12 protein-coding genes and 1 pseudogene are annotated in these 15,070 nt (G+C 29.2%); 11 read left to right on the top strand and 2 right to left on the bottom strand.

From position 1 onward, the window contains the following. The first annotated feature begins 211 nt into the window (after nucleotides 1–211). Entirely contained in the window at nucleotides 212–1,471 is a 1,260-nt protein-coding gene (locus O5Y44_RS06310; protein ID WP_271987575.1) for a Glu/Leu/Phe/Val family dehydrogenase, read from the top strand. A 52-nt stretch (nucleotides 1,472–1,523) separates the two neighbouring features. On the opposite strand, the gene O5Y44_RS06305 is transcribed toward O5Y44_RS06310, so the two are convergent. Both O5Y44_RS06305 and O5Y44_RS06300 read right to left on the bottom strand, forming a co-directional pair. Further along, nucleotides 1,524–2,351, bottom strand: a complete 828-nt coding sequence (locus tag O5Y44_RS06305) for an acetylxylan esterase (protein WP_271987576.1) — start codon at nucleotides 2,349–2,351, stop codon at nucleotides 1,524–1,526. A 12-nt stretch (nucleotides 2,352–2,363) separates the two neighbouring features. Beyond that, nucleotides 2,364–3,287, bottom strand: coding sequence for an alpha/beta fold hydrolase (locus tag O5Y44_RS06300; protein WP_271987577.1), 924 nt, complete (start codon nucleotides 3,285–3,287; stop codon nucleotides 2,364–2,366). A gap of 200 nt (nucleotides 3,288–3,487) precedes the next feature. Here O5Y44_RS06300 and O5Y44_RS06295 point away from each other — a divergent pair, with 200 nt between their 5' ends. From O5Y44_RS06295 to O5Y44_RS06250, 10 genes and pseudogenes are all read left to right on the top strand, one after another. Continuing rightward, a complete protein-coding gene (locus O5Y44_RS06295) occupies nucleotides 3,488–4,789 on the top strand; it encodes a hemolysin family protein (protein WP_271965394.1) in 1,302 nt (433 codons plus the stop codon). Nucleotides 4,790–5,004: 215 nt separating this feature from the next. Beyond that, on the top strand, nucleotides 5,005–5,859 hold the full coding sequence (gene purR / locus O5Y44_RS06290) for a pur operon repressor (RefSeq protein WP_003146651.1): 855 nt from the start codon (nucleotides 5,005–5,007) through the stop codon (nucleotides 5,857–5,859). After that, nucleotides 5,852–7,234: a bifunctional UDP-N-acetylglucosamine diphosphorylase/glucosamine-1-phosphate N-acetyltransferase GlmU gene (gene glmU / locus O5Y44_RS06285; RefSeq protein ID WP_316447219.1), complete on the top strand. Its 1,383-nt coding sequence runs from the start codon at nucleotides 5,852–5,854 to the stop codon at nucleotides 7,232–7,234. The genes purR and glmU overlap by 8 nt, the downstream gene beginning before the upstream one ends. Nucleotides 7,235–7,504: 270 nt before the next feature. Then, nucleotides 7,505–8,812, top strand: coding sequence for a DRTGG domain-containing protein (locus tag O5Y44_RS06280; protein WP_271965397.1), 1,308 nt, complete (start codon nucleotides 7,505–7,507; stop codon nucleotides 8,810–8,812). A gap of 16 nt (nucleotides 8,813–8,828) precedes the next feature. After that, nucleotides 8,829–9,821, top strand: coding sequence for a DHH family phosphoesterase (locus O5Y44_RS06275; protein WP_271965398.1), 993 nt, complete (start codon nucleotides 8,829–8,831; stop codon nucleotides 9,819–9,821). Between the two features lie 354 nt (nucleotides 9,822–10,175). Then, nucleotides 10,176–11,189 (top strand): methionine ABC transporter ATP-binding protein, encoded by a 1,014-nt coding sequence (locus O5Y44_RS06270; protein WP_003146644.1) that lies wholly within the window; start codon nucleotides 10,176–10,178, stop codon nucleotides 11,187–11,189. Beyond that, complete coding sequence (locus O5Y44_RS06265; protein ID WP_003146643.1) at nucleotides 11,189–11,851, top strand: methionine ABC transporter permease; 663 nt, start codon at nucleotides 11,189–11,191, stop codon at nucleotides 11,849–11,851. Before O5Y44_RS06270 ends, O5Y44_RS06265 begins: the two co-directional genes overlap by 1 nt. Nucleotides 11,852–12,344: 493 nt before the next feature. Beyond that, entirely contained in the window at nucleotides 12,345–13,670 is a 1,326-nt protein-coding gene (locus O5Y44_RS06260) for an MFS transporter (protein ID WP_271965399.1), read from the top strand. 276 nt (nucleotides 13,671–13,946) lie between these two features. After that, entirely contained in the window at nucleotides 13,947–14,825 is an 879-nt protein-coding gene (gene ylqF, locus O5Y44_RS06255) for a ribosome biogenesis GTPase YlqF (RefSeq protein ID WP_271965400.1), read from the top strand. Further along, nucleotides 14,815–15,070: pseudogene (locus O5Y44_RS06250) on the top strand (ribonuclease HII); the annotation flags it as partial. The gene ylqF and the pseudogene O5Y44_RS06250, both read left to right, overlap by 11 nt.

Below are 15,070 nucleotides of genomic sequence, written 5' to 3'. Positions count from 1 at the left end.
AAAGAAAAATTGTTATAAAAAGCTAGTGATAACGATAGACATATTGTTATCATTAGTTTTTTTCATGAGAAATTCACATTGGAAATTGAAGATATAAATAAGAAAAACGGAGAACAAAAACGTTTACAAAAATATGTTATATTTGATATAATTAACTAAGAAGATATTACATTAAAAGTGTAAAATAACAATTTAAGGAGATGTAGTAATTATGAATAACAATCCATTGGTTAATGCAAGAGAACAAATAAAAGGTGCTTGTGAAGTTTTAGGGTACAAAGAAGAAGTATATGAATCACTAAAAGATCCACAAAGATTCTTTGAAATATCTATTCCAGTTAGAATGGACAACGGTGAAGTAAAATACTTTAAAGGATTCCGTTCACAACATAACGATGCAATTGGACCTACAAAAGGTGGTTTAAGATTTCACCCACTTGTAACAGGTGATGAAGTTAAAGCGTTGTCTATTTGGATGACGTTCAAGTGTGCTGTTGCTAATCTACCATATGGTGGTGGTAAAGGTGGTATTATTGTAGATCCAAAAGAATTATCAAAAGGAGAACTAGAAAGACTTTCTAGAGGATATATTCGAGGAATTTACAAATATTTAGGTGAAAAACAAGATGTTCCAGCACCAGACGTAAATACAAATGGTCAAATCATGTCTTGGATGATTGATGAATTTAACGTTCTTACCGGTGAGCAAGGAATTGGTACTTTAACAGGAAAACCATTAGAACTAGGTGGATCATTAGGAAGAACGCAAGCAACTGGATATGGGGTAGCTCTTGCTGCGAAATTAGCATTAGAAAAACTAGGGAAATCTACACAAGGATCTAAGTTCGCTGTTCAAGGATTTGGTAATGTAGGTAGCTATACAGTAAAAACTGCTGTAAACTTTGGAGCTAAAGTAGTTGCTGTAACTGAACGTGATGACGATGGAATTCAATATGCTGTATATCGTGAAGATGGTTTATCATATGCTGAACTTCAAGAGTGTAAAGATAATAAAGTTAGATTCCATAAATTACCAAATACAAAACGTTTAACTTTAGACGAATTCTGGGCTTTAGATGTAGATGTTCTTTGTCCATGTGCTTTAGAAAATGCAATTGATGCTAAGGAAGCAGATTTAATTAAAGCGCCTATTATATCAGAAGGAGCTAATGGTCCTGCTACATTAGAAGGTGATAAAGTATTACGAGAAAAAGGTGTGGTTGTAATTCCTGATATTCTTGCAAATAGTGGTGGTGTTACTGTATCTTACTTTGAATGGGTACAAAATTTACAAGGTTACTACTGGACTGAAGAAGAAGTAGTAGAAAAACAAGCAAGAGTTATGACAAAAGCATTTAATGACATTTGGGAAGTGAAAGAAAGATTTGATATCCCAATGAGAAAAGCTGCTTATGTAAATTCTATTGAGAAAATTGTTAAAAACATGAAGTTAAAAGGTAGATTAAGCTAATTGTATTAAAAATAATGAATCGACAGAATTCTGTTTTCTGTCGATTCATCTTTTATTTATTCGAGAGTGTTTCAAGTATATAATCATCGAATTGATGTTGGAATATTTTTTTATAATCTAGAAATTTGTAATGCTGGATGTCAATATTTTTTAGTGATTCAATTAATTTTAATTGTGCACAATGTGGTGTTTTAGGACTTAGATATGAAAGTCCATAATGTACTTTTTGTGAGATAGAGATACTAATATTAAGTATGTCGATTGAGTCTAATGTTTTATATAGATAGTCTATTTTATCTGGGAAATCAATTTCAAAATTATATATTTTTCTAAAGATTGGATTTTTCTTATTTTTAATGTAAGTATTTTTTATATCACAGAGAGAACAATCAGAAATAAATAGTTCCTTAATTGAATTGTAATAACTAGCACATACTAGGGAAATAGCAGCACCTTGCCCAACACCAGTCGCATATATATCTTTATTTGGAAATAATAATTCAATAATTTGTAGAGTATCAAGAGCATCCTGAAATACTAAATTATAATAGGAAAATTCAGAACTATTGTCTAAAAATGGAAAATGAGAGCAAGGAATATTATTTTCACTATTTCCAGCTTGGCCTCTAATATGTAAAGATACTATAGCATAGTCTAACATACTATATTTAGTTAATGTTAAATAATCTTTATTTTTCACTTTAAATTCAGGAAAGTCGATAATCACTCCCTTGATATTGGTATTTGGAGTGACTATATCTAATTCAATATAAGAGCTGTCTATTCCTTTAAAATTAATTGTTTTATATTGAACAAATGGATGATTAATATGCAATAACTGTTCTGTATAATTTAGTTTTCTATATTTTTCTAATTTCATTATATACTCCCATTATTTATTTAGTAAGAAGTTAACTACTTCATTATTGAAGCTTGGAATATTCTCGTGATAGTACTTTTTATAAACTAAGACTTTTTTATTACTTTTTATATTATTAAAAATATTTTGTTGAGTTTCTCTAGGGCAATCAGCATCGAGATTAGAAATTCCGAATAATATATTACATTTCAGAAGTTTTGCAAAATTTATAGTATCGATGTAATAAAGATTATTTAAAAAGTTTTTAGTATTTCTTCCTTTTGTGTTAAACCAGCGTGCATGATGAGTAAATTCTGCATAAGCATTATTTCTATTGTCGAGTTCATAGATAGCTTTGAAGTTCGAAAGGAAAGGATATAGACTTATACATTTTTTTACATTTTTATTTAAAGCAGCAAATATTATAGAAAATGCTCCACCCTGAGAAGCACCGTAGGTAACAATACTATTAGAATCAACTCCTTCGAAAGATGTAATAATTCTAGAAAGTAACAAAGTATCTAAAATGTTTTTATAAAATATCATATTTTCAATACTCTCATCGATTCCTACTGTAAGGTGACCAAACACTGAAGGCGAGGAGCTTCCATTATCTTTACTTAAACCACCTTGATTTCTAAAATCTATAGCAACCACATCATACCCTAAAGAGGAGAAAGCAGATTTTTCTAACCAGTTTCTACTCGAAGCGGGATATCCGTGGAAATAAAATAGAATAGGGATGGGTTTATCTGGATATTTAGTTCTATATTTAATATTTTTTATGTATTTAGCATAGATTTTTGAATTATCGTAGCTATTAAAAGTTAAGTTATAAAATTCTATATTTTCAAATTTCGAAAACTTGGTCTGCTCTATATTATAATAAATTTGAATATTATTTATGTAGTTTATTTTTTTAGACCAAAAGTTTTTGAATTCTATCTCATTGCTCATAGTAATCTCCCGTTTTAGCGTTCTCAATTACTTAATATAGTATCACCTGAAAGATGAAATATCCATTAATAAGAATTATTTATAAATTAGAAATAGTGATAGAACTTATGGGTAGTATAATAATTGAAAAAAAAGTTTATATGTAGTAAAATTATTTATTAATGATTAAAAAATAAGGAAAGAGGTTAAATTAAAACCATATGGATCTCAGTATCTTAATTAAAATATTAATAATTATATTATTACTTATTGCTTCGGCAATATTTGTAATGTTTGAATTTGCACTTGTTAAGCTTAGACCTACAAGGGTAAATGAATTAGTTGAATCTGGAAATAAAACAGCAAAAATTTTGGCAGTAATGGTTGAGCAATTGGATCATTATTTATCTGCCACACAACTAGGTATAACAATCGTTTCTTTAGGACTAGGTTGGATAGGGGAAGCGACTTTCCACTCATTATTCAATCCTATATTTGAGTTGCTACATTTGAATGAGGCGCTAACACATACAATATCGTTAGTAGTGTCATTTGGATTTATGACGTTATTACACGTAGTTTTAGGGGAATTGGTTCCTAAAACTATAGCAATTCAATCTGCAGAAACAACTTGTCTGCGAGTTGCTTGGCCAATGTATATGTTTGATAAAGTAATGCGTCCGTTAGTATGGCTACTTAATTCATTAGCGAATGTTATAGCAAAAATGTTTGGATATGAACCAGCATCTGAACACGATGATATTCACAGTGAACAAGAATTGAGAACGATAATGAAATCTTCAAGAGCTCATGGACAGATAAATGATGTAGAGTATCGTTATGTAGAAAGAGTGTTTGAATTTGATAATAAAATTGCTAAGGAAATTATGACACCTAGAACAGAGGTTGAAGCAATAGATATGAGTGACTCTCTAGGAATTATCATGAGACAATTAAAACAAGAAGAATACACTAGATATCCAGTAATTGAAGATGGGGATAAAGACAAAATTCTTGGTATTTTAAATGTTAAAAAGCTGTTATTTGCTGATAAACCGCTAGTGAACACTAAAGATTTAGAAGAGTATATAACACCAGCAATTAAAATATTTGAACATACACCGATTTCTCAAGTATTAGCAACTATTAAGCAAAATAGAGAGCATATGATTGTTATTACTGATGAATATGGTGGAACTAGTGGAGTAGTTACACTAGAGGATATAGTAGAAGAAATTACTGGTGAAATTCGAGATGAATTCGATGAAGATGAGCAAAGTTTAGTTAAAAAATTAAAAAATGGACATTATTTAATTGATGGATGGGTACCAATCCAAGATGTCAATGCATTATTCCATGCTCACCTACCACATGAGGAAGTTGATACAATAGGTGCGTATATTTATTTAGAAAAATATGAAGCAAAAGTAGGAGCTGTGTATTCTATTGATAAATTGACTTTTGTTGTAAGAAAAGTAGAAGAAAATCAAATACGAACTTTAGAAGTTTGGAAAGAAAAATAAATAGAAAAAGAGAAGATAGTTTAATAAAGCTATCTTCTCTTTATTATTGGTGATGTGATAAAAAGTTTAGTTTATTAAAATCAACTTAAAAATTCTTGTATACCCTTTACTATTCCGAACAATAGTGGTATTATATACATATAATATACGAATAAAATATATTGATTGTATAATCTATGGTAAAGTTGCCGTTTATACAATGTAAGGAGTATAAGATGAAGTTAAAGAGAAGTGAAAGAATAGTAGTGATGACGGAGTATTTATTAAATAATCCAAATAAATTAATTCCATTAACGTATTTCGTTTCAAAGTTTAATCAAGCCAAATCTTCAATAAGTGAGGATATACATATAATAAAAAATGGTTTCAAAGAAGAAAACATTGGAGAAGTTAAAACTTTAGCAGGAGTAAGTGGAGGTGTAATCTTTACACCAACTTTAGTAGAAGAAGATGCCAAAGAAATTCTAAGTAGTTTTCTTGATAAAATAAATGATGGAAATCGTTTATTAGCAGGTGGATATATTTTTATGTCGGACATAATAGGTGATCCTAGTCTGATGAATAAGTTAGGACGAGTGGTTGCTACTGTCTATAAAAATAAAGAAGTGGATGCAGTGGTAACTGTTGCGACAAAAGGTATTCCAGTAGCTTATGCAATAGCTTCGATATTAAATAAACCTGTAATTATCATAAGAAGAGATAATAAAGTTACAGAAGGAACTACTGTTGCGATAAATTATGTTTCAGGATCTACTAAGAAAATAGAAACAATGATTTTATCTAAACGAAGTTTAAATACTGGATCAAAAGTGCTTTTAGTTGATGACTTCATGCGTGGAGGAGGAGTCCTTACAGGTATGGAAAGTCTTATGAATGAGTTTGATGTTAATGTTGTTGGTAAAGTAATAATTACACAGTGTTTTGATTCGCCAAGAGAACATGAAGATGATTACTTATACCTTTCAAAAATTGAAAATATTGACGAATTTAATGGAACTTTCGATGTAAAATTAGGGAATGTTATTGAAAAATTAAGACAAGTAGAAAAAGAGGATGTTGAAAATGAGTAATAATAGATATGCAGTAATTCTTGCAGCAGGAAAAGGAACTAGAATGCAATCAAAACTATATAAAGTATTGCATAAAGTTTGTGATAGAACTATGGTAGAACTTGTATTAGATAGTCTTAATGACTTAGAAATGCAAGAGGTAATAACTGTAGTTGGTCATGGTGCGGAACGAGTTAAAGAGGTGTTAGGAGATAGAACAAAGTTTGTTTTACAAGCAGAACAATTAGGAACTGCTCATGCTGTAAAAGTAGCCAAAGATAAATTAAAAGATAAAGAGGGTACAACTATTGTAATGTATGGAGATACTCCTCTAATTCGTCCAGAGACTATTAATAGTATGCTAGATCACCATGAAAATACAAATGCAAAAGCAACTGTATTAACAGCGATAGCTGATGATCCATTTGCTTATGGTCGAATTATTCGTGATGTGAATGGAAAGTTAGTGAAAATTGTTGAAGAAAAAGATGCAACAGAACAAGAGAAGAAAATAAAAGAGATTAACTCAGGAATTTATTGCTTTGATAATAAATTATTATTTGAAATGTTAGAAAAAGTTAAAAATGATAATAATCAAGGTGAGTATTATCTTCCGGATGTACTAGCTTTAATCCGTGAACAAAAAGAAATTATTGAAACTTATCTATGTGATGATTTTGATGAAACATTTGGTGTAAATGATAGAGTTGCGTTAGCTTATGCTGAAAATGTTATGAGAAATAGAATTAATACTAAACATATGTTAGCGGGAGTTACTCTAGTAGATCCTACAAATACATATATTGCACCTAATGCTGTAATTGGTCGTGATACAACAATTTATCCAAACGTTACAATTAAATCTAATACTGTAATTGGAGAAGACTGTCAAATCAAACCTAATTCATACTTAGAAAACGCACAGATAGGAAATGGAGTAAAAGTTTTATCTTCAACTATTAGTGATTCAAAAATTGGAGATTATACTAGCGTTGGTCCATATTCTCACATTAGAAATAATTGCGAATTAGGTCAACATGTAAGAGTTGGTAACTTTGTAGAATTAAAAAATACTACTTATGGTGATGGATCTAAAACAGCTCATTTAAGTTACTTAGGTGATACTGAAGTAGGAAGTAATACAAACATTGGTTGTGGAACAATTACTGTAAACTACGATGGAAAAAATAAATATAGAACAAAAATAGGAAGCGATGCATTTATAGGGTGTAACTCAAACTTAATAGCTCCTTTAGAAATAGGTGATGGTGCTGTGGTTGCTGCAGGAACTACTGTTACAGAGAATGCACCTTCGGATGCTTTAGTAATTGCTCGAGTGAAACAAGAGAACAAAGAAGGCTATGCTAAAAAAATGCCTGCGGGTAGAAAATCGTAAAATATTAATATGATACAATTAAAAGGGTGTTATAGTAAAAATATGGAAAATAAACTGTATCACTAAATTTTTCAAAAATATTCAATATATTTTTCAAAGTTAAAAATATACGTAAATAATATAAAAGAGGATGAGAAATAAGTAAAATTAGTTATTTTTCGTCCTCTTTCATCTTGAAATAGTTCTATAAAAAGTATATAATTACATATGTATAGAATGTGTTACAAATAAAATATTTGTATTATAATAAAAATATAAGGAGGAATCATTATGAAATCAAAACACCAAAAAATATTAGAATATATAAAGAGCTTACCAATTGGTAGCAAGATTTCTGTACGTCAAGTAGCTAAAGAACTGAAAGTTAGTGAAGGAACAGCATATCGAGCTATAAAAGAATCTGAAAATCGTGGTTTTGTATCATCGATAGAACGTGTCGGTACAGTGAGAATTCAGAAAAAAGAACGTGATAATGTAGAAAAATTATCATATTCAGAGATTGTAAATATAGTAAGTGGACAATTAATCGCAGGACGTGGTGGAGTTCATGAAATAGTGCAAGACTTCGCAATTGGGGCAATGGATTCTGAACAAGTAGGACAACACATACGCAAAGGAACATTGTTAATAATAGGAAATCGTCCAAAAATTATTGAAATGTCACTGGAGAAAGGTTGTGCTATTTTAGTAACAGGTGGATATGTGCCAAACGATTCTATTAAAGCACTTGCTGATAGTAAAAATTTACCTTTAATTATTACTCCACATGATACTTTTTCAGTAACTCATTTAATAAACCGTGTAACTAATGACCAAATAATTAAGAGAGATATAATTACTGTTGAAAGTATTTATATGAAAGTAGAAAATCTATATACAATAAATCTAAATGATACTGTAAAAGATTGGTATGATTTACAATTAAAAGTAGGTCATACTAGATACCCAGTAATAAATGAATATGGTAAATTAGTTGGTATTGTTACAGCTCGTGACGTTTTCTTACAAGAAAAAGATTCGCTTATAAAAGAAGTAATGGAAAGAAAAGTAGCAACTACAACTTTAGAAACACCTATTTCTTCTGTAGCTAATACTATGTTATCAGAAGGTTATGAATTAATGCCTGTTATTGATGCGAAAAATACGCTACTTGGTGTGGTTACTAGAAAAATAGTTATAAACTCATTATTAACAAATAATAGATTCCAAGAAGGTCATAACAATGATACATTTGATGAAATTATGCGTAAAGGAATTGTTCCTAGAGCGGATGGACTACAGGTTAAAGTTATTCCACAAATGTTAGATCAATTTGGTACATTCTCTAGTTCAGCTTTACTAAGTATTATTGATGAATCTATTCATATTACAAGTTACAACTACAATAGAAGTGAAGTTCTTATGCAAAATACTACACTTTATTTCTTAAAATCTGTGCCATTAGATAGAACAATAACAACAAAAGTAAACATTTTGGATATAGGTCGTAAAACAGCTAAATTTGATGTTGAAGTTTATGATAAGACAGAATTAGTAGCAAAAGCTATGGTAACTTGTCAAGTATTCCAAAGAAATTAGAGAAAGAAGAAATTAAATGACTACAAACTACGAAAATTTATATGAGGAAATTTTTCAAAAGATTAAAGAAAATGATAAAATTATAATTCATAGACATGAGAGACCAGATCCAGATGCATATGGCTCTCAAGGGGCGATGTATCAAATTATTAAAGAAAACTTTCCAGAAAAAACTCTAATAACTGTAGGTAAGGATTCTCCTTCATTAGACTTCTTGTTCAAAAACTCAGAAGTAACAGAAGAAGACTATAAAGATGCTTTAGTTATTGTAACAGATACGGCTAATTTTCCAAGAATTGATGGGAAGTTATTTACTAAAAATAACTTCTTAATTAAAATTGACCATCATCCACCATTAGATAATTATGGAAGTATTAATTTAGTTGATACAGAGGTATCATCTTGTAGTGAATTAATATATAATTTTTATACATATTTAAATGAAAAATATAATGTAAAATTGAATGATGAAGCGGCAAAATTATTATATCTTGGTATCGTGGGAGATACTGGTAGATTTTTATTCCCGAATACTTCAAATAATACTCTAAAAGTTGCTTCAGAACTTATAAAGTATGATTTCAATATGAGCGCATTATTAGATAAAATGGAAATTATCAGTGAAAATATTATGCGCTTTAGAGCATTTATTTTTGAAAATTATGATGTTTATCAAGACGGAGTTGCGTATTTAAAAATTACAAAAGAAGATATGGATAAATACGGTGTTGATCCAGGTGAAGTTTCAACAGGAGTAAACTTACTTAGAAGCTTGAAAGGTTTATATGCATGGTGCTTTGCAATAGATGAAGGAAATAAAGTACGTGTTCGTCTTCGTTCTAAAGGTCCAGTTATAAATAGTCTAGCAGAAAAATATGCTGGTGGTGGACATCCATTAGCAAGTGGTGCAACAGTCAAAAACTGGGAAGAATTAGATGATCTATTAGATGATATGGCAAGAGTAGTTAGAGATTACCTTGTTGAGAATAATATTAAATTGGAAAATTAGTGTGATATTTTCAGAATTTTCAAAGTATAATTTCAAAAATTATACTTGACACTATAAAAGTATAATGATATACTTAATAGAAATTAATAAAAACCAATACTCGTATAAGTAATATATGTAATATTTAAAGAGAGTACCGTAAGCTGAAAAGGTATAATATGAAATATGTGAAAATGGTTCGAGTGGTTAATAAGGTAAACAGAATTGTAAACTTTGTTCGGCGATCCACGTTATAGGATAGACTATGTTAGTAGTTGTAATAAGTAAAACATAAGGTGGTACCGCGTATAACGCCCTTATTCCGTGATGGAGTAAGGGTGTTTTTTATTTTTTAAAAAGAGAAAGGAGCTAGACATGATTGAATTAAAAAAAGTAAATAAGATTTATAATAATAAAGTTCATGCGCTAAAGGATATTAATTTAAAAGTTGAAAAAGGTGATATTTACGGTATAATTGGTTATTCTGGTGCTGGAAAAAGTACGTTAGTGAGGCTGTTAAACGGACTTGAAGTGGCAACAGATGGAGAGGTAATTATTGATGGGGATGATTTCAATAAAATTACTGAAGAACAACGTAGATTAAAACGTCAAAGAATCGGAATGATTTTCCAACACTTCAATCTATTATGGAGTAGAACTGTTGCTGAAAATATTGCATTTCCATTAGAAATTTTAGGAAAATCAAAAACTGAAATTAAAGAAAGAGTAGAGGAATTGGCTAAGTTAGTTGGATTAGAAGACAGATTAAATGCCTATCCTTCTCAATTATCAGGTGGTCAAAAGCAAAGGGTAGGTATTGCACGTGCATTAGCAGGTAATCCTTCAATTTTACTTTGTGACGAAGCGACAAGTGCGCTTGACCCTGAGACAACTGCTGAAGTATTAAATCTTATTAAAGAAATTCACAACAAAACTAACATAACTGTTGTTTTAATTACTCATGAAATGAATGTAATAAAAACTATTTGTACAAAAGTTGCTGTTATAGATGGTGGTACAATTGCTGAAAATGGACTTGTGTCTGAAGTCTTCTATCACCCAACACAAGAAGTTACGAAGAAATTCTTAGCTCAAACTTCATTTGCTTCGGAATTTGAAGAGAGAGAAAATATCGAAGAGTGGAAGAAGGTATTCACAGATGGTATTATTATTAAATTTACTTTTGACAATAATACTTCGAAAAAACCTATTCTTAGTACATTAATAAAAGAAATTGATTTTGATTTTAATATTATTAATGGTCACATTGATAAGACAGCAAATGCGAATATAGGTACGCTGTTCGTTCAATTAATTGGTTCTAAAGAAAATACAGATAAAGTAATAGCTAGATTAAATGAACTAGGTATTTTAACGGAGGTGTTATAATGTTTGATTTTTCAAGAGTTAATTGGGATAAAGTACAAGACAAAACAATTGAAACACTAATTATGACTTTTGAGTCATTAATCGCAGTGTTTATCATTGGTTTATTTTTAGGATTACTGCTATACTTAACATCTAATAGTAAGAGTACATTTGGACGTGGATTTTACACAGTTGTTACAGCAATTGTTAATATCTTTAGAGCGATTCCGTTTATTATCTTAATTGTATTATTAATTCCTTTCACTAAGGCGTTAATCGGTACAATTATAGGTGTTCAAGCTGCAATTCCAGCACTTATTATTTCAGCTGCACCATTCTATGCTCGTTTAGTAGAAATCGGATTACGTGAAGTAGATAAAGGAGTAATCGAAGCAGCTCGTGCAATGGGAGCTAAAAAAACTACTATTATTCTGAAAGTTTTAATTCCTGAGAGTTTACCTGCAATAATTTCAGGATTAACTGTTACGGCGATAGCATTAGTTGGATCAACAGCGATGGCAGGAGTTATCGGTGCTGGTGGACTAGGTAACTTAGCTTACTTAGATGGTTTCCAACGAAATAACAGTACTTTAACATTTGTTGCAACAGTGTTAATATTAATAATAGTATTTGCACTTCAAATTCTTGGTGATACTATTGTTAAGAAAGTAGATAAAAGATAAGAGTTTACAGTTTACAATAGAAGTTTATAAAAATTATGAATACCCATTTTATTGGATAAATTATTATCTAGTAAAATGGGTGTTTTGTTTATTTAAATTATAAATATAAGAGCTAAGAAATTGTTAATTAATGATATGTTTCTAAATGATTAGTTATTTGAAAAGTATATATTTAGAGGTTAAAGACACTTAGGGGATTTTAAAAGTGTTTTTTATAAAAAATTATTATAATTTTATTTTCGATTATATATTTGTTTGTATTTTTATTGTTTTAATTTAATTAATTAGAATGCAATAACTTTCAGTAATTAAGAAGGTTCATTTTCATGCTTTCACCATTGAAAATATGAAAATATTCTATGATAAATCTATGTAAAAGAAAAGGTTTTCTTGATTTTTTTCTCTTTTTGTAATAAACTAAGGTTACATTAAAAAACAGTTATACAACAAGGTCGACCTGTAATATTTTTAATAAAGAAAGAGGTACAATATTATGCAAACAATATCTAACTCCCCTACTAGAAAACAAGGAATTATTATGTTTTCGATTCTTATTACAGCTTATGTAGTATTTGCTACTAACTGGGTGGCGGGTTCTACTTTATCAAAACAGATTACAGATTATTATTTTAATGGTGAGAAGGTATCTCCTATAATATCTGAGGTTGTAAACTATACTATTACTATTTCAAGAATTGTTGCTAATTTATTAGCTGCATTTATATTGATTAAATTACATCCTAAAAAGGCTGCTTTAATCGCATTATTTTGTCTATGCTTTTCATTTTTTGCAATATTTACACATAGTTATTGGTTATATACAATATCAAGAATGATAATGGGATTCGGTGGTTCTATGATAATCGTTTTTATAAACTCATTTGTTGCAAAATTTATTCCAAATGATAAAAAAATTATTACTAGTACAATTATTACAGCATCTTATAATATCGGAGCTGCTTTAGTTGCAATTTTATTTCTTTTATTTAAGAAGTATTTTATAGTAGACTGGAGATACACGATGATAGGATTTAGTATTTTCAGTATAATACTTCTAGTGTTATGGTTATTAATATCTCGTGATTTTGAGCCAACAATTACTTGGAAGCATCCGAATCATTTTGTCTACGAATCTTTGATGAGATCAAAAGAAGCTATACACCAAGTTGAAGAGAAAAAATATACTTATGCTGATGGTTTTAAAGATAAATTTATTTATGTATTCTCGTTAGGATTTGGTGGCTTCTTATTCTTATATGTTATGCCACTTGTATCTCTACCTAGAGTAATAGCAGAACATGCGAACAATACTCATTTTAAACCAGAAGTAATGATACTAACTGTTACAATAGGAGGATTGTTTGGAACACTATTTAGTCTGTTAGTTACAAGACGATTAGATTTTCGAAGAAAACCATTTTTAATGATTCATGGAGTATTAATGATAGGATTTATGGCGATTGGACTTTTATGTGTTTCTAGCAGTGCTATCATCTCATATTTAATGTTTGCATTATCAGGTTTCTTCATGTATTCTCAATATCCAATATACTTAAACATACCATACGAATTACCTAAAATGAATTCGCAAAGATTAACTATAATGTTTGGAATATTTTGGGCTTTTGGATACGCAATTTATACTTTATTTAATTTTATGTGGAGTATTGTATTAAATCATATGGGGTATAAATCATCTTTAATATTCTACTTATTAGGAAGTGTAATTTATATAGTGTTTGTTTCTGAGTTTCCTGAAACAAGGCCGAAAACAAGTAATATTAAACTAAAAGTTTTTGGTATTAATTTCGTTATCTAAATAATACCAAAATATAAAATTTGAAAATAAATATTTGTAATGGGACTGACCAAATAAAATCATTTTTTCGGAAGTTACGATTTTGTTGGGTCATTCCCTTTTTTTTATTTTTATAAAATAAAATATTAATTATAGAATTGGAAAATTTGAAAATATTAATGTTTTACGAATAATTAGCATCAAAATAGGTTAAAAAAACTTGAAAATGTGGTAAAATAGTAAAGAATGTATAAAATAATAGAAATTTTAAAAATAAAAAGATAAGGAGTTAAATTTATGGTTATTCAATGGTTCCCGGGTCATATGGCCAAGGCAACAAGAGAAGTGAAAGAGAAACTGAAACTAGTAGATATAGTTTTTGAGTTAGTAGATGCACGCTGTCCGCTTTCTTCACATAATATGTACCTAGATGAAGTTGTTAAAGATAAAAAGAAGATAATTATATTTAATAAAATTGACTTATGTGACAGAGCTGAAACAGCAAAATGGAAAAATTATTTCGAGAATAAAGGGTATACTGTGGTGTACACTGACGCAAAAAATAGTAATAACTTAAACAAAGTAATCGATAAAGCAAAAGAAGAATTAGCAGAAAAAATAGCTCGCCAAGTTGCAAAAGGAATTAAACCAAGAGCAATCAGATCAATGGTAATAGGTGTACCTAACGTTGGTAAATCGACGTTTATAAATAAACTGATTAAGAAAAATGTAGCTAATACTGCTAATAAACCTGGTGTTACTAAAAAACAACAATGGCTAAAATTAAACAAAGATATAGAATTATTAGATACTCCAGGAATACTTATGCCAAAGTTTGATAATCAAGAAATTGGTAAAAAATTAAGTTTAATTGGTTCTATAAAAGATGACATTACTCCACTTGATGATGTTAGTTTATATTTAATTGAGCTTTTAAAAGAAAATTATTTAGAAAATCTAAATAATCTATATAAGATAAATGTTAATAGTGATGATGAAAATGTATTTATCATGGAGAAAGTAGCTGAAAAAAGATTTAAAAAAATTGGTGGAGACTATGATTATGATTCAACAATTAAACTATTAATTCAAGATTTTAGAACACAAAAATTTGGACTTATTACGTTAGATAATTATAATGATTTATTAGAAAATGAGGAACAAAATGAAAATTAGTGAGGTAAAAGAACTCTTAAACCAAGAAATCATTTCCGAGGAAATATTAAATGAACTAAAAAAAGATGAAAGATCGGGAGTTCAAAAGCTACTACTAAGTTATGCTAAGAAGCAAGAGAAAAAACTTTTTTATAAAAAAGAGTATGAAAAAAAGTCATTTTACGAAAATAAATGTTATAATAATGGATGTAAGTATATTTGTGGAATAGATGAAGTAGGTAGAGGACCGCTCGCTGGACCAGTAG

Source organism: Gemella sp. 27098_8_155 (assembly GCF_041433725.1).
In the GTDB taxonomy this organism is placed as follows: Bacteria; Bacillota; Bacilli; order Staphylococcales; family Gemellaceae; genus Gemella; species Gemella haemolysans_D.
The sequence above is the reverse complement of the archived record's forward strand: the minus strand, read 5'-3'. Positions and strand labels throughout refer to the sequence as shown.

Coding starts and splice junctions, on each gene's coding strand:
- O5Y44_RS06310 (WP_271987575.1), top strand. CDS start 212: ATGAATAACAATCCATTGGTTAATGCAAGAGAACAAATAAAAGGTGCT.
- O5Y44_RS06305 (WP_271987576.1), bottom strand. CDS start 2,351: ATGAAATTAGAAAAATATAGAAAACTAAATTATACAGAACAGTTATTG.
- O5Y44_RS06300 (WP_271987577.1), bottom strand. CDS start 3,287: ATGAGCAATGAGATAGAATTCAAAAACTTTTGGTCTAAAAAAATAAAC.
- O5Y44_RS06295 (WP_271965394.1), top strand. CDS start 3,488: ATGGATCTCAGTATCTTAATTAAAATATTAATAATTATATTATTACTT.
- purR (WP_003146651.1), top strand. CDS start 5,005: ATGAAGTTAAAGAGAAGTGAAAGAATAGTAGTGATGACGGAGTATTTA.
- glmU (WP_316447219.1), top strand. CDS start 5,852: ATGAGTAATAATAGATATGCAGTAATTCTTGCAGCAGGAAAAGGAACT.
- O5Y44_RS06280 (WP_271965397.1), top strand. CDS start 7,505: ATGAAATCAAAACACCAAAAAATATTAGAATATATAAAGAGCTTACCA.
- O5Y44_RS06275 (WP_271965398.1), top strand. CDS start 8,829: ATGACTACAAACTACGAAAATTTATATGAGGAAATTTTTCAAAAGATT.
- O5Y44_RS06270 (WP_003146644.1), top strand. CDS start 10,176: ATGATTGAATTAAAAAAAGTAAATAAGATTTATAATAATAAAGTTCAT.
- O5Y44_RS06265 (WP_003146643.1), top strand. CDS start 11,189: ATGTTTGATTTTTCAAGAGTTAATTGGGATAAAGTACAAGACAAAACA.
- O5Y44_RS06260 (WP_271965399.1), top strand. CDS start 12,345: ATGCAAACAATATCTAACTCCCCTACTAGAAAACAAGGAATTATTATG.
- ylqF (WP_271965400.1), top strand. CDS start 13,947: ATGGTTATTCAATGGTTCCCGGGTCATATGGCCAAGGCAACAAGAGAA.